Source organism: Winogradskyella forsetii (assembly GCF_013394595.1).
Classification (GTDB): Bacteria; Bacteroidota; Bacteroidia; order Flavobacteriales; family Flavobacteriaceae; genus Winogradskyella; species Winogradskyella forsetii.
The window spans coordinates 2300464-2319381 of sequence record NZ_CP053348.1 but is presented as its reverse complement, the minus strand read 5'-3'; the positions used below and the strand labels follow the sequence as shown (position 1 = coordinate 2319381).

The window sequence follows — 18918 nt, the reverse complement described above, 5'->3', positions numbered from 1 at the left end:
TTAATGAGTAGTACTTAAATAATGATTTAGAATTGTCCATAAAAATAAATGATAAGAATAAGTGAATTTGCTAACCTATTACTATTCCATCAAACTAAAATCCTCATATTTAATTATGGTTTAATATGAGAATTTTAGTTTGGATGGTCTATGGCTTTATTCTTTAAGAACCTTTACAATCTTTTCTCCATTATCACTTTTTATCTTCACGAAGTAAACACCATCAGAAAACTTACTCAAATCAATTTCGGTAGCAAAAGCATCGACTGATTTCGATAAAATTTGTTTTCCAAGAATTGAACTGATTTCAACAGTAGAAATTTCAGAATTATTACTAATAAGGAGTATATCTTTTACAGGGTTCGGATAAACAGTTAAGTTGCTAAAATCAGATTCAGCTATACTTAAAGTTTCAACAAATGTAGTATTCCAAGTATTGGTTACTATTGCAGGATTAAAATCAAAATAAATTTCTGAAGTGTTTGGTATCACATCGCCTATAGCGAAATCTGGAAACGGTTTTATCTTAAAAATGATAAAGCCATGACCAACCTGTGAGTCATTACCCTCTGAAGGCGGAAGATTAACGCCAAAGAAATTCCATTTTAACTGTTTTCCAACACGCTCTAAACTGTATACATGGCTGGCATCTACCATTTTGAGTGTAGATTCATCTAATTGTTCATCTAAGAGATCTTCAACTCTTATGTTAATGGCATTGGCAGTTCCTGTGTTTTCAAAACGAATGGTGTAGGTTAAATAATCGTCTGTTGAGAATGATGAGAAAAGGATGTCCTCACCATGCTTTTCCGTTATATCGTTTGGATCGTATGAACCTACAATGGTTTGTGTTAAACTCGATGTGTTATTCGATGGCGAAATTTCATCAGTCAGTAATTCAATATCCACAGAATTTGTAACCAATTGGCCAAGGCTAACAGTAGGTAATGTTGGAACCTGCATTTTTACCCAAAGGCGTTTGGTTTGGTAAGGTTGCAAATTACTAAAGGTGTAAGAAAAGCCATTAGGCGTAGTGCTTACTGAGATTGGGTTATAATTGTTCCAATAATTATTCACCTCATGAACACTCAGTAAACTAAGTGCACCATCCATCGTAAAATCTATGGTGCCAGATGATACTGTTTCATTTGAATTGTTGGTATAGCTAATATAATTCCAATACTGAAAACCAGGAATAGGTGGTCTCCAAGACGATGAAACATCAATTGATAAATCATTATAAGGCGTCACGGTAATAGGAAAATCATAAGTAGTTATTCCAGAGCCAACAGGAACTGTGATGTTAGAGTAACTTGTTGCAGTAGTATTATTAGCGGCATAATCAGCATCCACTGTATATGAAAGCTCATAGGTTGTCGATGGATTGGATTCATATAAATAATGTGGAGATACATACAGATTGTTAATCACATTTTCACTATTCACTTCATAATTAAAATGGCCTAAAGGAAAATTGACTTCCCCTGTTTCTTGAGTCCCATTACCATTGGTGTCAACAAAGGCGTTAAATTGAATTCCATCTGATTGTTGTAAACTAAAACTTTGAATTTGATCATACAAGTACTCCTGATGTTCAATGCCATAATAAGTTCCATAAAAATAAGCACCTTCAAGATCACCGGCGTAGAACCCAAAATTAATATCATCTTGTGTAATAATATATAAGGCCGTAAAGGTTGTAGCGTCAGTTAGTCCTGCGCCTAAACTTGCTAATGGACCACCAATAATATCTAAGTCTTGATAATCAACTATGGCATCAATAGCTGTAATGGGCGCATTTCCGTTGTTGGTTACAGTAAATTCGTACTCTACTGTATCTCCAGCACTCACAAAACTATCACCATTATGATCTACATATGTCGCTGTATAACTCACATCTAAAGGTGATAGAACTCTGATGGCTATAGCAGCAGTATCACAATTACTAGGGTTTACGGTTTCACAAATTTGATATTCCAAAGAATAATAACCCATTGGTACGCTTGTTGGAACCGTTAAAAGTCCAGTGGAATTTAGTGTAATTCCAACGGAATTAGAACTTAGAAGCGTAAGATTTAAATCTGCAACCTCAACAGGTAAGCCTTCAAAAGTATCATTATCTAAAACTTGGAATGTTGTTCCAACTTCCAAAATTGTAGTTACAACGTCTGGTTGTGCATTGAGATGGTAATTATTTAAAATAATCCCTTCAACTGAGTCATTAGTGTTATAAGTATTACCAGAAGTTACAACAGCGTCAATAAACATATTTTCATCAGCTTCATCGAGTTGGTCTAAAGTGGTAGGGTAACTATATACCTCATAATAATTAGAATATTGACCTGCAGGAATTGTAATGTTTATGGTCGACGTCGTATAATCAGTATTATCTGCAGTTCCGTTAGTAGTGGTAATTACAAAATCTGTATCAACGGAACTTGGATGTGTTAATCTTGGTGTAAATTTAAGGTCGTAACCTTCTTCAACAATTAATCCTGATGAACCTTGCTCATTAGGATCATTATAATCATAATAGGGTTGAATACTAAAATCTGGCATACCATCATTATCTATTATATTAAAGCTTCCAGATTCTGAACTATTTGTGGTATTACCAGAAGTAACTGTTGCGGTGAAATTTATAGATTCTTCAGGTTCGTCCAAAGTATCATCTGTAGTATATACCCTAAAATTCACACCAGTATTGCCAGCTACAATAGTTTTGGTTTGTGTAAGACTTGTATAATCTGAGTTGTCAGCAGTGCCATTAGAAGTGCTTAATTGTACAATAACATTAGCGTTAAATGCTCTATCTAAATTGGCATAGATGTATGCTGCACTACCTTCATTAGTATTGTAAGAATTCAAACTTATGGTTGGCGTAGTATCATTATCTCTAATAGTGACCGTAATGACTAGGCTGTTGTTTGTAGTATTTCCTGAAGTTATAGTAGCTGTTATGGTATAGGTTTCATCAGATTCTACAAGGGCATCTTGTTGCGTGCTGATTAAAAAAGAAGCATTAAGTTGACCAGCAGAAATCGTTTCCGACGAATTAGTTGGGTTGTAATCTGAAGCATCTGCTGTACCATCTGTAGTATTAAAATCTATTGTTACATCAGAACTAAAATAATTGCTTAAAGAAACATAAAAATTGTAACCTTCGCCTTCAACTAAACTTGGAGACGTGTATGTAGAAACAGTTGGTGTATTATCATTATCATATAACAATATATTCCTAAAGACGTCCGTATTTGCCGTATTACCGGAAGTAATATTTGCTTGTATAGTAAAAGTTTCATTTAATTCTATTGTAGAATCATTATTAGTTGGAATAGAGAGTGCATTACTACTCAACTGACCTGCAGGAATTGTAATAGTTGTATTTAAAGGTGTATAATCACCTGCATCGGCTGTAATTGCAATAGTTGCAACATCAATTATAACATCAGTCGTTGATGCGCTATACATACTAACCGTAAACATATAAGTGTTGCCCTCTATCACAGAATAACCACTGCCACCATTTGTAATATAAACCGTTGGTCCTTGAGAAAAACAAAATATGGAATAAAAAACGAGAAGTAGGAGAAGTGTAAATTTTTTCATGATTGGTAAGTTTTATTTTTATGAGATAGTTTCTTATGAATGGTTGTGATGATATTAAAACTTTTATCGAATTTTAATTATAGTAAATTCTATAATTAAAACAACTAAAAACAAAAAACTCCTACCTAAGTAAGAGTTTTTTATTCTATATGTTTTACTAATCTAACTTCTTCTAATAGGATAAGAACCAATAATATCTTTCAATTTTAGTTTTAAATCTTCTCCTGTATCGTATACCATTTGTTCGTCACTAGGAAAACGAAGCTGTCTTTGATTTAATAGATGAATATCATCCCTGTTTAAAGCTCTCTTGTCACCTCTAAAATGTCCAAACACATTTTCAAAAACAAAGCCGCTATCAATGGAAAAGGCATCAATCACTTGGTTTTGTTTTAAATCCGTATACACAACATCTGCAACAACTTGGGCAGATTTGGTCTGCAATACTTCAACAAACCGAGCTCTGACTTTTATGATTTTATCAATCTTTATATCATTACCCAAACTGTCTTTTTTTACATTACCATTTCTATCCAGTTGGTACTCCCAACCATCGACTATTTGCTTTTCTCTCAGTATCTGACGTTCGTTAAAACGCTCTGGTGATATGTTAATTTGCTTCAATTGCAATTGCATGGCAAAATCGTAATCAATAGTTTCGTTAGGATTGGCATGATAGGTTGTCCAGAATTGATTCAAACCATAGGTATTGAAATCTACCAATTCGGCTTCCAACTGTTGCGGTATTATTTGACGTGTTTGGTTTTGAATGGACACATGTATGTAATCCATTCCTTTCTCATGGGCTTCAGTTATTAAGCTTCTGGTTTCTTCAAAGTTTGGGTTTTTTTGTTCAATATAACTGAAAATACCATGGGCTTTTCTGGCATTAAATTTATCTCCGGAATCTAACAAAGTAATTCCTTGACCTATTAAATACTCAGATGTTTTATATCTATAATCTACGATTTCAGAACTGTAATCGTTAAATTCAAGACGTAATGTTTTCCCATTTATCTGTAAAGGCAACACACGTTTAATAGCCTTTTGTCTTTCGTCCAAATCCACATAAATATTATAAATTGTTTTATATTGCTCAGGATTACCATCTTTTTTAAAATGAGCAATGGTCTGTAAATCCTCTTCCAAAACTTTATAATACGCGTCCTCAAGCATCACAATATAATCTTGCTTGCGATTTTTGTCTTTATTATTTTCAAGTTTTCTTAAGGCTTCAGAAATGGCTTCGTCGTAATTTCCGTTGCTAATAGCACTTTCTATTTGTTTTTTGGCACTACAAGATACAAGTACCGAAACAAGGACTGATAAGAGTAGAAATTTTTTCATAATCTTGAGTTTTATTGGTTATGGAAATATAAATTCAATTATGATGCCAAAATGAAAAATGAACGTCACTTCGAGTGATGGTGAGGCACAAACAAAGTGTATCGAGAAGTTTCAATACTTCAATGGTTCTCGATACAAATTTGCAAAAACACAATTTCAATCGAACTGGCGATTAGGATATATTTTCGTTTCTTTGCAACTCAATAAAAAGGCTTATGTTTCATACGGAAAACGGTTGTTTTCATCCAATAGAATGTCTGTCGGAAAAACTTCCGAAACAATTTACATTTCCGTTTTATTATACGCCACATCCACTTTGTATAAAAGTTGCGGATGAGATAAAAAACTATTTGTCAATTCAGACTGATTTTGAACATAATTTCGGTTTGGATCATTCTAAAAAGGGCTTGAAAATCGGAAAAATGTTTGGTGTGATGCTAGTAGAGCATCCAAAAGGACAACTAGGATATATTACGGCATTTTCAGGGAAATTGGCGGAAAGCAACCATTTAAAAGGATTTGTGCCTCCAATTTACGACACCCTGAATAAAGCTGGTTTTTACAAACAAAATGAAGCACATTTAAACCGTTTGACATCTGAAATTGAAACGTTAGAAAAAAATACTGGGTTAGAAAAAGCTATAAATTACTTGAATGAATTGAGGTTTGAAAGTGCCCAAAAGCTTGAAGAATTTAAAAGGATTGCAAAAGCCGAAAAACAAAAGCGTAAGCAACAAAGAGTAGAGGCAGAGCAGAATTTATCATTTTCAGAAAAAGAAGTGCTTTTTGAAACTTTAAAACAGCAAAGTATTCAAAGCAATATTGATTTAAAATATTTGAAGCTTCATACTGAAGCTGAGATTGAAGACGCAAAAAAGAATTTAAATGATATATTAAAACCCATTGAAACCTTAAAACAAGAAAGAAAAATCCTTTCGGCAAGTTTACAAAAGCAAATCCACGAGCATTATGAATTTTTAAATGCCAAAGGTGAAACCAAAAACCTGATAGACATTTTTACAACAACGGATTTAGGAAAACCACCAGCTGCTGCTGGAGAATGTGCTGCACCAAAATTATTTCAGTACGCTTACAAGAATAACTTAAAACCAATTGCCATGGCCGAATTTTATTGGGGAATTTCACCAACAGCAGAAGTTAGAAAACATGGACAATTTTATCCGTCGTGCCGAGGACGATGCGAACCTATTTTGGGACACATGATGCAAGGTTTGGATGTAGAACCAAATCCAATAGAATTAGCCGGCGTTTTTAATGATGAATTAGAAATTATCTACGAAGATGATTTTCTATTAGTAATAAATAAGCCGCATGAATTTTTATCTGTTCCAGGAAAAACCATAAAGGATTCGGTTTTAACCCGAATGCAAAACTATTTACCAAATGCCACAGGGCCGTTATTATTGCATCGTTTGGATATGTCAACTTCAGGCTTATTGTTGGTAGCTAAAAACGAACGAACCCATAAAAACCTTCAAAAGCAATTTATCAATAGAAGCGTAAAAAAACGTTATGTCGCTTTATTGGATGGGAGTTTAGAATCGAAAGAAGGAATGATTGATTTGCCACTTCGGGTAGATTTAAACAACAGACCATGGCAATTAGTTTGCTATGAACACGGCAAAAAGGCCACCACAACCTATGAGGTTGTTGAGGTAAAGCATAAAAAAACCAGAATTCATTTTTATCCGATTACAGGAAGAACACATCAGTTACGCGTTCATGCGGCACATCAAAAAGGCTTAAATATGCCAATAGTTGGTGATGATTTGTATGGAACTGCTTCCAATCGTTTGCATCTTCATGCGGAAACTTTGGGTTTTGAGCATCCTGTTACAAAAGCGTGGGTTAGTTTTAGTTGTAAAGCTGATTTTTGAGTTGGCACTTTTTCAGTAGGCAATATTCAGTAATTTCGTCGTTCATTTCAAACAAGGTATAGATTCGCCAAAAGTCTAGTATTATCAGTAAACTATGCCTTTGTGCCTTCATCCTTCACTGCGGAGCTTTGTGAAATAATTCTCACTCACAATCGATATTTTCAGATAAAAACAAAAAAAAGATCAAAGTAATTCAACTCTAATCTTCTTTCATATTTTTTGACTCACAGATCACTGATCACTGATCACTGATCACTGAAAATTGAACACTGAAACAACCTACTTTTTCTTCTTCTTAGGATTAAATACAGGCAATAATTGCGTTTTAACTTGTCCAAAACCAATTCGTATATCGTCATTTGCGCAATAACCTCTCATAATAACCGTATCATTATCATTGATAAATTTACGCTCCGTACCATCTTTCAACTTTACAGGTTTTGTACCTTTCCAGCTCAATTCTAACATGGATCCATAAGAATCTGGCGTTGGTCCAGAAATGGTACCACTTCCCATCATATCACCAGAATTTACAGGGCAACCATTAACCGTATGATGCGCTAATTGCTGTGCCATATTCCAGTACATATATTTGAAGTTAGATTTACAGACTATAGTTTCTTTAGCTCCTTTTGGTTGAATACCAACTTCCAAATTGATGTCAAAACTCTTTTTACCTTTCGTTTGAAGATACTCTAGAGGCTTTGGGTTTTGTTTTGGACTTTCAGTTCTAAAAGGTTCTAAAGCATCCAATGTTACAATCCAAGGCGACATTGACGATGCGAAACTTTTTCCTAAGAATGGCCCAAGTGGTACATACTCCCATTTTTGGATATCTCTTGCAGACCAATCATTGAACAATACCAACCCAAAGATATATTCTTCAGCTTCTTCAATCGGAATAGGTTCACCTAAATCGTTGGCGTCCGTTGTTATAAATGCCATTTCCAATTCAAAATCGACTAATTTGGAAGGTCCAAAAATAGGTTTATCAGCATCTGCTGGTAACGTTTGCCCTTGCGGACGATGAATCGGAATTCCCGAAGGAATAATAGAAGAACTTCTACCATGATAACCCACTGGCATATGTACCCAATTTGGCATTAGCGCATTTTCTGGATCTCTAAACATCGTTCCAACATTGGTGGCGTGTTCTTTGCTGGCGTAGAAATCGGTATAATCACCAACTTGAATTGGTAACTGCATTTCAATTTCGTCCAAACGAAACAATATGGTTTCTTTATGCGGATTATTATTTTTTAAAGTGTCATTTTCCGCATCAAAAATCTCAGCAATTCTATTTCTAACTAAACGCCATGTTTTTCTACCATCTGCAATAAAATCATTTAAGGTATCTTGTAAAAAGATGTCATCTGTTAATGGAATCCCCTCAAAATAGCCTAGTTGGTGTAAAGCACCAAGATCGATGGCTGTATCTCCAATACGCGTTCCGATGGTGATAATGTCATCTCTGGTTAAGAAAACACCAAAAGGAATATTCTGAATTGGAAAATCTGAATTTTTACCGACATGTAACCATGAGGTACGGTCTGGATTGTTGGCTGATAATGGCATAGTGTTATTGTTGATTAAATGTTCATTAATTCTATTCAAACCTACATAATTTTTGATATTAAAACTAATGTATTCACTATTTTTGTACCGATTTAACAAACACCATATATATGCAACGCGACGAACAAATATTTGAACTCATTAAAGCTGAAAAAGAACGCCAAACCGATGGCATAGAATTAATAGCCTCAGAGAATTTTGTCAGCGACCAAGTAATGGAAGCTGCAGGTTCTGTGTTAACCAACAAGTATGCCGAAGGTTATCCGGGAAAACGCTATTATGGTGGTTGTGAAGTGGTAGATGAAGTAGAGAATATTGCCATCGAAAGGGCTAAAGCTTTATTTGGTGCTGCTTATGCAAACGTACAACCTCATTCTGGAAGTCAGGCAAATACGGCTGTTTTTCATGCGTGCTTAAATCCAGGTGATACAATTTTAGGATTTGATTTGTCCCATGGTGGACACTTAACCCATGGTTCTCCTGTTAATTTTTCAGGTAAATTATATCGTCCTACGTTTTATGGTGTAAAGAAAGATACAGGTCTAATTGATTACGATATGTTGGCTGACCAAGCTAAAAAAGAACAGCCAAAATTAATTATTGCTGGTGCTTCTGCGTATTCTCGTGATATTGATTTTGCGAAGTTTAGGGAAGTTGCGGATAGTGTTGGTGCCGTTTTATTGGCTGATATTTCCCATCCTGCTGGGTTAATTGCTAAAGGCATTTTGAATGATCCAATGCCACATTGCCATATTGTGACAACTACAACACATAAAACATTACGTGGCCCAAGAGGTGGAATGATAATGATGGGTGAAAATATTGATAACCCATTTGGGATTACCTTAAAGAATGGCAAGCTTCGTAAAATGTCTGGATTATTGGATTCTGGTGTTTTCCCAGGGAATCAAGGCGGTCCATTAGAACATATTATTGCGGCTAAAGCGATTGCTTTTGGAGAAGCATTGACCGATGAATTTATGCATTATATGTTGCGAGTGAAACATAATGCAGAAGCCATGGCTAAAGCATTTGTGGCTAAAGATTACAATCTAATTTCTGGCGGAACAGATAACCACATGATGCTGATTGACCTAAGAAATAAAAACATCACTGGAAAAGATGCCGAAAACGCCTTAGTAAAAGCAGATATTACTGTGAATAAAAATATGGTTCCTTTTGATACTGAATCTCCATTTGTAACTTCAGGTATTAGAGTTGGAACTCCTGCCATAACCACAAGAGGCTTAAAAGAAAATGATATGAGCTATGTTGTAGATTTAATTGACGAAGTTCTTAATAATCATGAAAATGAAACTGTTTTGGCAGGTGTTGCCGAGAAAGTTAATGAGTTAATGGGAGGACGTCCTTTGTTTAATGCTTAAAACATAATTGACCTAGCAGTTTTTTTAAACCTTGCAGGTCTGGTATATAATTATAAAAGCCTTTCAATTTAGTTTGAAAGGCTTTTATTAGTTTCTAGATAAGGAATCTAACAGTTTTAGATTTCTTTCTAATCTCAGCTTCGAAATTTTTAAGCGCTTTGGTTGGTTTTCTATAAAACTTTTAGGATAAAGTCTGATTGAAGGATTACATGATTTTAAGGTCTGGGTGTTATTTTTATTAGAAGTGAAAAATATCCATTCTTTATTTGAAATCAATTTTGGTGTACTGCATCCTCCTTCGACTGTGATGATTGTGGAAGTTGGATTTCCTTTGTAAACCTTGGTAATTTTAAGTTTTGCTTTTTGATTGTATTTATTTGAATTTAAGTATGAAACACTTAATACTTCAGCTCTGAAAATGGTGTCAAAATTATAATAATCTGTATTTACATTATATACGCAAGTGCAGTTGAGTGGATTATTGAGAAGAAGAATAAATAGTGAAAAATTAATAAATTTCATTTTTTAAAGTTTATTGAGTTTTTTGTACATGATAAAAATAGTGAGTGTGATATATTGTTAATTTCCCAAATTGAAAGAAAATCGTGCTAATAAATTCGTTTCAAAAGCATTTTTAGGGTATTTATGATAGAGCATTTCGTTTTACCTCTATGAATTTTTGCCACGAATACACGAATTCGCTCGTTCTTGGAAATTAAAACTAAATAATTGACTATTCATTTCACAAATGAAACAGACCTAAAGTCTGTTGAAAATTTTATAGACTTTAAGTCTATAACAATTTATAATTCGTGGATTCGTGGCAAAAAAAACATTCGCTTCAAATTTTATAATGTACTTATTTAAGTTTTGATAAAACATTTTAATAATCCTACTGAGAAATTTTATAGTTGATTTTACAATTGACATCGGAAACGCTAGCGTAAAACTCGAAATGAACCAACCAGAAATGTTAATGGATATTATTAATCTTCAAAAGAAGTGAAATTATAAGCACCAGCATCTATTGAACCAGAACTGGATCTTGAAATTCCTAGAATATCATCTTCAACTCCAAATGTAGAATCATTAATGCCTTTTGCACCAGAATCAGCACCAATACGTATCAAATTTTCAAAAGGGTCCTCAAAATCAGGATTTTGATTAAACACGTTTTCTTCATAGAAAGTAGTATCATTAAAATCATAATTGCCTGTACCTGCAAGATTATCATCATCAAATCTTAGAAGGCAATTGTTAAATTTATAATTGAAAACATTGCCTTCATTTTCTAGTATGAATTCAGGATTGTCATTACCATAAATAATACAGTTATTGAAATTGGCTTCGGTTAAACCATTGGGATTAACTACGGCCAGTCCATTTTCATCAATGACGAAATCATTTAAGAGTAGGGCAGGGAATTGCCTAAAACTAGTGTTCCAATAATTAGCAATAGTACAATGCGTAAAGTTGTATTTCCCACCAAAAGTACCAGCAAAAGAGGATTGTCCACAATTGTTAATCACCAAATTTTCGGCCGTTATCGATGTTGCCGTTCCACGAATTCCGAAACTACTTATATTATAAATCTGTGAATTGCTAATGGTTAATTTATCATTTATGGCAATTTGATTGCCGTCTGCAATAATACCTACGGTCGCATTTTTAATGGTTGCATAATTAATAGTGTTATTTATACTTCCGTTGAATAACCAAATCGTTCCCCATTGTCCGGGAATATCTTCGTAAAGTGGCTCTAAACGATCACCTTCTAAAATAACTTCGTTTTCAAGTGTTTCTTGGTCTGGACTTAATTCGCCATTGATATTTAGCGACCCATTATTGGTAACTAGTATTCCAGAATCCGCATGAAAATGAACACGTGCACCAGCTTCCATAGTTAAGGTTTTACCAGCACCTACGCCTGCATAGCCATAAATTACATAGGGTTTTTCATTGGTGAAGGTCAATTCTTCATCCGTAAGAAAACGACCTTGTAGATTGGTTTCGTCTGGTGTACCGTCGCCATCAACATCAAAAGTTAAGGTCTCAATGATATTGGTGTCATCATCTTTACTTGGGTAAATAAAAACGGCGTCTTTCACTAAGGTAACCACATCAATATCTTGCTGATTGCTACCAGAATCAAATAGAATTCTATCCGTATATAAAAATTGATTTTCTAGCGCTCCTAATGTGGAAATATCAATAGTCGTTTCAATAAAAATGAATAAACTATCGTTGGCTAGTAGCTCCACATTTTCAAAGAATTTGCCTTCTTGTGCGTCTTCTAATCCCGTTTCTCCATCAACATTCATTCTATAATTTGAATTGATTCCATTTTCGAGTTGTATGGTCGGAATGACAATGTCATCATCACTACGATTGTAAACTTTTAAGTTATAAGTACTGGAGCCAATATTTGTAAAAACAGTATCTAAATAGATGGTATCTCTAGCAAATTCCAGTTGGCCTTTACTTGGTGAAAATTCAAAATCGTCACGACAAGAACTCCAAAATAGTAAGATTCCGAAACATAATAAAAATGAGAATAATCTCTTCATAAATAATATATATAATTATGGGTATAAAAATATAACTTTTGAAGTTAGGATTTATTATAGAACCATAGAATTTATATACGTAACTCTTATGACTTGTATTTAATAAATTTAGTAAAAATTAAGTTGCATTAAGCATCAGATTAATATGGAGATTAATAGATCAAGTCTCTTTTGAGGTTCTCGATACAAAATTGCAAAAAAAGCAATTTTACTCGAACTGACGCTGGCGTATAGTTTTCAAAATTGAAAGCCTAATTCCTTTTTACATTCTTTTCTCCATATTGCTCCAAAAGAATCAAAAACAACTGACTATTTAAAACCAATGTTTCGAGCAATTGCATTTTGTTTTCTTCTTTTAGTAATTCTGAACTTATATATTTTGCCTCACAGAAATCATAAAAGAGATATACTTTGTCTTCAGGAATTTTTAAATTTTCAGTCATCAATTGCTTGTTGAAAAATGAACTTTTATTAAATAACGAATCCATTTGCGTATAAGTTATGGTTTGGTAAGTGGGAATTTCGGGTTTGTTTTTTTTGAAAAGTTTTACCACGGCACCAATAAGATAAATAATATCAACACCAGCAGTTGCCCCTGGAGGTGCGTATTTTTCAGGATGGTTTTTAATGTCTTCCTGTATCATATTTTGCAGGTCCACATTATAGGATTCAACTTCAAAAATCGGCTGTTCTGGTTCTGCTCTTACTTCAACCTCGTCAAGCTCGGTAAGTATTTCTTTAAGCTCGAATACAGCAGTACCTTCAAAATGAAAGTCTTTTAATACGATGGCTTTTGGATGATAAAATATAGAATCAAATAAAAGGGTGTCATTAACTTTGGCGCTCATACTAAAGTCGCCTTCTTCATTCGTTACCGTGAGTTGCTTTTGAGTTTCATTATAGACTTTAATGTTTTTTGCAGTACCATTGGCATCATAGACTTTCCCGTTCAAAGTTTGAGCATTTTGAATAAATGGCAGACATAAAAGAAAGAACAGAATAGTAAATTGACGCATGATTAGGTTGGTTGTTGCGTCAAAGAAAAGTGTTTTGATTAAAAATCAATTCAATGTTAAAAAAACTTTAACCTAATAATTTGTTAATTAAAAAGTTCTGCAATTTCTGGAATGATCCGAGTGGGACGTTGCGTTTTATTATCTATTAAACACCATTTTGCCTTCGAATTGACAATAAGTTGGTTGGTTTCTGCATTGATAATTTCTACATGTCTCGTAGTAGAAACGCCTTCAACTAGAGGGACATAGGTTTTTAGTAGGAGTTTATCACCGAGTAACGCCTGACTTTTATACTCAATAAAATGATTGACCAAAAACCAAGAATAGGTTTCTAAAATGTCTTTTGTAGCATAAGCCAACCAATGGTCTTTGGCAATATCTTGAACCCATTGTACATAACGAACGTTATTCACATGGTTAAGGTCATCGATATCGTCTTCGGAGACGGTTATAGTTTTTTCGAATATTTGCACTTTTTTTGTCTCTTTACAGGGTGAACAACTCAATAACTAAAACCATTTATCGTTTGGATATTTTTACTTCAAAAAGCTTGTCCCAATTTTTTCCGGTTACAAAAATAGTTTCACGTTCTGGATGGTAAGCGATGCCATTTAAAACATCTAATTTTGGATGTTGCTTCACCAGTTTTTTTAGCGGTTTAAAATCGATAACGCCTTCAACACCTCCAGTTTTAGGATTGATAATTAAAACACCATTACGTTGGTAAATGTTGGCAAAGATTTTGCCATCAATCCATTCGAGTTCATTTAGGCTTGGAATCTTTCCTTTTTCGGTATAAACTTCTATATGGCCTTGTTCTGTAAGGTTTTCTGGATTTAAAAGATAAATTTTTTCTGTACCATCTGATTTAAATAAGGTTGTGCCATCATTACAAATTCCCCAACCTTCTTTACTTGTTCCATAATTAAAGGTGCTTAGTTTTTCAAAAGTATCGACATCATAAATAAAACCACGTTTGGCTTGCCAAGTGAGCTGATAGATTTTGTCATTAAGAATGGTAAGGCCTTCTCCAAAATACTGATCTTCTAAATCAATATTTTTTAAAACTTCTCCAGTTTCAAAATTAATTTTTCTGAGCTTGGATTCCTTTTTCTGACCTGTACTTTCGTACAATTCGCCATTGTAAAATTCCAAACCTTGTGTGTAAGAACTAATGTCATGAGGAAATGTATTTACAATTTCGTAGGTGTAAATAGAAGGAATGGTGTTGTTATAAACTATAACCGATTTCGTAATGGTCTGCGTTTCGTCTCCGATTTTTACTTTGGCTGAGATGGTTTTATTTCCTAATGACATGTTGTTTAAAACCATGTTGTTTTCAATGGGTTTACCATTAAGCTCATAACTCACATTGGAAACCTCTAATTTTTTAGGATTATTAATCGATAATTTCAACGTATCACCAAGCATTAATGATTTTTCGGTTGTATTAATGGATAAACCCGTTTTATTTGACGTATTGGAATCGCCACAATTCGATAAAAATAAACTTAAGGATAAGAGAATGAAATATTTAGAGAGATGCATAAGTTCTGTTTGAATTTTTAGCAAGTTATTAAATAAAATTCAGTTTAAAAATCATTGTGAAAGTAATTAAAGATTGTATCTTTGCAGCTGGCAAGTCCTACACAACCAGCTCCTGTTGAATCCTCCAGGGCGGGAACGCAGCAAAGGTAAACGGTCGTAGCGGTGTGATGTAGGTAGCTTGCCTTTTTTTGTATCCCATTCTAGCCTTCCCCAAGGGAAGGAACTTTTACTCGGTATCCATAAATTCTTTCTTAGATTTAATAAATTCTCACTCGGACTTATCTATTCGATTTTCATATTGTTTATACTAATTTTGGAATTTGTATTTTGCAAGTCGAAATTTATAATTCAATATGTCTAAAGTTGTATTAATAACAGGTGGATCTTCAGGAATTGGGAAATCTATGGGAGAATTTCTTCAAGCTAAAGGCTTCCAAGTCTATGGAACCAGTAGAAATCCTAAGAATTATCCTGATAGCAAATTTCCTATTGTAGCTTTAGATGTTACCAAACCAGAAACGATTTCAAATTGCATAGCAGAAGTTTTAAAGCAAGAATCTCAAATAGATGTTTTAGTGAACAATGCAGGTGCTGGTATAACCGGTCCTATTGAAGAAATTCCAGACGAAGAAATAAAGCGCAATTTTGAAACCAATCTTTTCGGCCCTATAAATGTCATAAAAGCGGTTTTGCCGACTATGCGTCAACAGAATTCGGGTTTAATTATCAATATTACATCTATTGCTGGTTATATGGGTTTACCTTATCGTGGTATTTATAGTGCGAGTAAAGGTGCTTTAGAACTGATTACCGAAGCTTTCAGAATGGAACTAAAAGGGTTTAATATCCATATGACCAATGTGGCTCCTGGTGATTTCGCTACTAACATTGCAGCTGGTCGCTATCATGCTCCAATATTAGAAAAATCGCCATATAAAGACACTTACGGAAACACGTTAAGCATGATGGATGAACATGTGGATAGTGGAAATGATCCAAAACAAATGGCAGAAGCTATTTATAAAATCATTCAGACTAAGAATCCTAAAATTCATTACAAGGTTGGGGCTTTTATGCAGAAATTCTCTATTGTTTTAAAGCGTATTCTCCCAGATTCCTTTTATGAAAAGTTATTGATGAATCATTATAAGTTGTAAAACTTGGTACATTATTTGTGATGGTAAATTTCAAATAAGCCGTTATGAAACTACATTACTTTATTCCATTAGTATTCAGTTTATTATTTTTAGGTTGTGAAAATGGTTTCAATTGCATCATTCCGAAAGAACCAGAACTTCCTAATAAATCATTTCCCATCGCCTCTACAGAAAGTTCTTATTATTCGGATTTAAGAGTTGGTATAACAAATGAGCCAAGGGATGAGGATTATGATTATTATTTTGATGTGAAAGGCTTACCAATTGGCATGGATTATTTTGTAAATTATAGAACCATAAGTATCGAAGGGACTCCAGAATTTACAGGAACTTACAGAATCACAATCTACTTGGATGTCGATGGTCCTTTCAGGGATTATGACGATGATTCTGATGTGTTATGTAATTATAGCACGTCTAAAACCTATCTCTTAATTGTTGAATAACTAAGGATTTTAGTTATTAAAAATTATTTCTACTCATAAGGGTTTAAGTTGTAATTTTGCAACAACTTAAAACACAACAATTAAAATTACAATACATGAAATTTTTTATCGATACGGCGAACCTAAAGCAAATTAAAGAAGCCCAAGATATGGGTATTTTAGATGGTGTAACTACAAACCCATCATTAATGGCCAAAGAAGGCATTACAGGAACAGACAATATTATGAAGCATTATGTTGATATCTGTAACATTGTGGATGGCGACGTTTCGGCAGAAGTTATTTCTACTGATTTTGATGGTATGATACGAGAAGGCGAAGCGTTGGCTGAACTTCATGATCAAATTGTGATTAAATTACCTATGATTAAAGATGGTATTAAGGCTTGTAAATATTTTTCGGACAGAGGAATTAAAACCAACGTAACGTTAGTGTTTTCTCCAGGTCAGGCCTTATTGGCTGCCAAAGCTGGTGCCACTTATGTGTCTCCATTTATTGGTCGATTGGATGATATTTCTACAGATGGTTTAAACCTTATTGCAGAAATTCGTCATATCTACGATAATTATTCATTTGAAACACAAATATTAGCCGCTTCGGTTCGTCACACCATGCATGTTATCGATTGTGCTAAACTGGGTGCTGATGTTATGACTGGGCCTTTAAGTTCAATCACGGGATTATTAAAACATCCTCTGACAGATAGTGGTTTGGAAAAATTCTTGGCGGATTATAAAAAAGGGAACTAGATTATTAAAGATAAATAGTTATAATCTAAAAAAGAGAATACACATTTTAATTAAAGACTAAAGCGCATCTTGTTGAACAATAAGATGCTTTTTTAGTAGTAAATTTTCCAACGTTTCGTTGAAGTCAGAACTAAAAATATTAGCATTAGGATGCAATATTAAACCCTCTTTATTAACAATAATGGCTTTGTTCAAATAATTTACAGCTAGGGTTTTTCGTGCTTGTTTTGAGTTTTTGAACTTAAATTCGTTGATAGTGGAAAAGCTATAGTTGTTAATGATGTTTTTCCAAAATTCATCGTCATTATCATTCACATTTATAGATATAAAATCCATTTGCGGAAATTGTCTCTTCAATTTATCTACCATAAAATGGCTGTTTCGATATTGCGACTTTGAGTTCGATGACCAAAAATAAATAATAGTTGGTTTGGTAATAATTGAATTTATAAAATGCTCGGTATCGTTATAGTTAACGAGTGCAATATTAGGCAAAGGATTTCCTTGGCGCAGCAATTTCAATGAAGATACCAAATCCTTCATATAAGTTTTGTCTTCCTCGCTAGTCGTTTTTTCCAAATAATGATCGAGTAAAGCATTGGCATCTTCCTCAGTATGGTTATAGCTAATAAATTCCCTCGCTTTGTATTTCAGTAAATTATTTTTAATCGTCGGCTCGGTAATTATACTATCAATTAAATCGAGTTTAGACTTATTGTAACACATAGCATGTCTATTGAATTTACTATGGTATGGATTGTTTTTGTAATAATCATCAATCGCCAAATTATCAATGTGTGAAAATAAAAAACGATTATATGCAAAGAAGTTGCTCAATTGGCTCGCGTTGTAATCAATATCCTTTCTGTGTGCGAAAAAGTCTTCAGGTAAATCTTTGATATGGATTAATTTATTATTTCCGAAATATGCAAACGGGTAAATTTCCTTATCAGCATAGGTGTTGTAATTTATATTAGCTTCAATAATGGATTTAAAAAAATCAGATTCTTCATTACGTTCTAAAAACTTATGAAATTCATCTAATTGATCTTGACGTCTTTCCTCTACAAACGCATTGAAGACCTCTGGTTCCATTCTAGAATATTTTACTAATTTCTTGGCTTCCTTTTCGTTAGATAAATACGTTTTTATAAGATAGTTATTCTTCTTTGCGCCTTCGCCTGTAAAGACCAAAGATTCATCAAAATCGTAGGTGTTTAACCTAAACATAAGACTATCGTTAGGTTCTAAAAGCAGCATTTGATATTCGCCGCCATGCGTTATGGAATGAAGTCCTGGTTGAAGATTTTCGATTTTGTAAATAAATCGGTTGTCAGCATCTAATGTAATGGAATCAACAATTTTACCCTTATTGTTGTAAAGTAATAAATTGTTATTTTTGGGATTGATAATTTCGCCACCAATATAAGCATGTTCACTAGCATTGCCGCCTTTGAACTGACATCCAAAAACAGTTAACATTATTGTAACAGCAAATACAATGCGAAGGATAAACATGGGTTTGTTTTGTATTAGTTTAGTCAAACAAAAATAGCGGAAGCATTGCGCAACTCCTGTTAATACCTCGTTAAATCTTGTTAAGTGACGGTTTATTCCGTTA

At 33.7% G+C, this 18918-nt stretch carries 14 protein-coding genes and 1 other RNA gene; 6 read left to right on the top strand and 9 right to left on the bottom strand.

Going from position 1 to position 18918, the window contains the following annotated elements:
- Window positions 1–156: 156 nt before the first annotated feature.
- Both HM987_RS09970 and HM987_RS09965 read right to left on the bottom strand, forming a co-directional pair.
- Window positions 157–3609 carry a DUF7619 domain-containing protein gene (locus HM987_RS09970; RefSeq protein ID WP_179007696.1) on the bottom strand — a complete coding sequence of 1151 codons (3453 nt, stop codon included), beginning with the start codon at window positions 3607–3609 and terminating at the stop codon, window positions 157–159.
- A gap of 162 nt (window positions 3610–3771) precedes the next feature.
- Entirely contained in the window at window positions 3772–4956 is a 1185-nt protein-coding gene (locus tag HM987_RS09965) for a hypothetical protein (protein ID WP_229724362.1), read from the bottom strand.
- 215 nt (window positions 4957–5171) lie between these two features.
- Here HM987_RS09965 and HM987_RS09960 point away from each other — a divergent pair, with 215 nt between their 5' ends.
- Window positions 5172–6854, top strand: coding sequence for an RluA family pseudouridine synthase (locus HM987_RS09960; RefSeq protein WP_179007694.1), 1683 nt, complete (start codon window positions 5172–5174; stop codon window positions 6852–6854).
- A gap of 279 nt (window positions 6855–7133) precedes the next feature.
- Here HM987_RS09960 and fahA read toward each other — a convergent pair whose 3' ends face one another.
- A complete protein-coding gene (gene fahA / locus HM987_RS09955) occupies window positions 7134–8429 on the bottom strand; it encodes a fumarylacetoacetase (protein ID WP_179009981.1) in 1296 nt (431 codons plus the stop codon).
- A gap of 110 nt (window positions 8430–8539) precedes the next feature.
- Here fahA and HM987_RS09950 point away from each other — a divergent pair, with 110 nt between their 5' ends.
- Window positions 8540–9814, top strand: a complete 1275-nt coding sequence (locus HM987_RS09950) for a serine hydroxymethyltransferase (protein WP_179007692.1) — start codon at window positions 8540–8542, stop codon at window positions 9812–9814.
- An 87-nt stretch (window positions 9815–9901) separates the two neighbouring features.
- Here HM987_RS09950 and HM987_RS09945 read toward each other — a convergent pair whose 3' ends face one another.
- The 5 genes from HM987_RS09945 to HM987_RS09925 all read right to left on the bottom strand — a co-directional run bounded on the left by HM987_RS09945 (window position 9902) and on the right by HM987_RS09925 (window position 14945).
- Window positions 9902–10336, bottom strand: coding sequence for a hypothetical protein (locus HM987_RS09945; protein ID WP_179007690.1), 435 nt, complete (start codon window positions 10334–10336; stop codon window positions 9902–9904).
- Window positions 10337–10800: 464 nt separating this feature from the next.
- A complete protein-coding gene (locus HM987_RS09940; RefSeq protein ID WP_179007688.1) occupies window positions 10801–12381 on the bottom strand; it encodes a hypothetical protein in 1581 nt (526 codons plus the stop codon).
- A gap of 251 nt (window positions 12382–12632) precedes the next feature.
- Window positions 12633–13334, bottom strand: a complete 702-nt coding sequence (locus HM987_RS09935) for a hypothetical protein (RefSeq protein WP_179007686.1) — start codon at window positions 13332–13334, stop codon at window positions 12633–12635.
- A 146-nt stretch (window positions 13335–13480) separates the two neighbouring features.
- Complete coding sequence (locus HM987_RS09930; RefSeq protein WP_179007684.1) at window positions 13481–13870, bottom strand: acyl-CoA thioesterase; 390 nt, start codon at window positions 13868–13870, stop codon at window positions 13481–13483.
- A 46-nt stretch (window positions 13871–13916) separates the two neighbouring features.
- Entirely contained in the window at window positions 13917–14945 is a 1029-nt protein-coding gene (locus HM987_RS09925; RefSeq protein WP_179007682.1) for a glutaminyl-peptide cyclotransferase, read from the bottom strand.
- Between the two features lie 88 nt (window positions 14946–15033).
- Between HM987_RS09925 and ffs the strand changes: the two genes are divergently transcribed.
- From ffs to fsa, 4 genes are all read left to right on the top strand, one after another.
- Window positions 15034–15132, top strand: an RNA gene (ffs, locus tag HM987_RS09920) — signal recognition particle sRNA small type.
- Window positions 15133–15298: 166 nt separating this feature from the next.
- Entirely contained in the window at window positions 15299–16102 is an 804-nt protein-coding gene (locus tag HM987_RS09915; protein ID WP_179007680.1) for an SDR family oxidoreductase, read from the top strand.
- 44 nt (window positions 16103–16146) lie between these two features.
- Window positions 16147–16548, top strand: coding sequence for a hypothetical protein (locus HM987_RS09910; protein ID WP_179007678.1), 402 nt, complete (start codon window positions 16147–16149; stop codon window positions 16546–16548).
- Window positions 16549–16643: 95 nt separating this feature from the next.
- A complete protein-coding gene (fsa, locus tag HM987_RS09905; RefSeq protein WP_179007676.1) occupies window positions 16644–17297 on the top strand; it encodes a fructose-6-phosphate aldolase in 654 nt (217 codons plus the stop codon).
- 57 nt (window positions 17298–17354) lie between these two features.
- On the opposite strand, the gene HM987_RS09900 is transcribed toward fsa, so the two are convergent.
- Window positions 17355–18815 (bottom strand): thioredoxin-like domain-containing protein, encoded by a 1461-nt coding sequence (locus HM987_RS09900; protein WP_179007674.1) that lies wholly within the window; start codon window positions 18813–18815, stop codon window positions 17355–17357.
- Window positions 18816–18918: the final 103 nt, after the last annotated feature.

Coding starts and splice junctions, on each gene's coding strand:
- fsa (WP_179007676.1), top strand. CDS start 16,644: ATGAAATTTTTTATCGATACGGCGAACCTAAAGCAAATTAAAGAAGCC.
- HM987_RS09960 (WP_179007694.1), top strand. CDS start 5,172: ATGTTTCATACGGAAAACGGTTGTTTTCATCCAATAGAATGTCTGTCG.
- HM987_RS09910 (WP_179007678.1), top strand. CDS start 16,147: ATGAAACTACATTACTTTATTCCATTAGTATTCAGTTTATTATTTTTA.
- HM987_RS09925 (WP_179007682.1), bottom strand. CDS start 14,945: ATGCATCTCTCTAAATATTTCATTCTCTTATCCTTAAGTTTATTTTTA.
- HM987_RS09965 (WP_229724362.1), bottom strand. CDS start 4,956: ATGAAAAAATTTCTACTCTTATCAGTCCTTGTTTCGGTACTTGTATCT.
- HM987_RS09950 (WP_179007692.1), top strand. CDS start 8,540: ATGCAACGCGACGAACAAATATTTGAACTCATTAAAGCTGAAAAAGAA.
- HM987_RS09970 (WP_179007696.1), bottom strand. CDS start 3,609: ATGAAAAAATTTACACTTCTCCTACTTCTCGTTTTTTATTCCATATTT.
- HM987_RS09945 (WP_179007690.1), bottom strand. CDS start 10,336: ATGAAATTTATTAATTTTTCACTATTTATTCTTCTTCTCAATAATCCA.
- HM987_RS09940 (WP_179007688.1), bottom strand. CDS start 12,381: ATGAAGAGATTATTCTCATTTTTATTATGTTTCGGAATCTTACTATTT.
- HM987_RS09900 (WP_179007674.1), bottom strand. CDS start 18,815: ATGTTTATCCTTCGCATTGTATTTGCTGTTACAATAATGTTAACTGTT.
- HM987_RS09915 (WP_179007680.1), top strand. CDS start 15,299: ATGTCTAAAGTTGTATTAATAACAGGTGGATCTTCAGGAATTGGGAAA.
- fahA (WP_179009981.1), bottom strand. CDS start 8,429: ATGCCATTATCAGCCAACAATCCAGACCGTACCTCATGGTTACATGTC.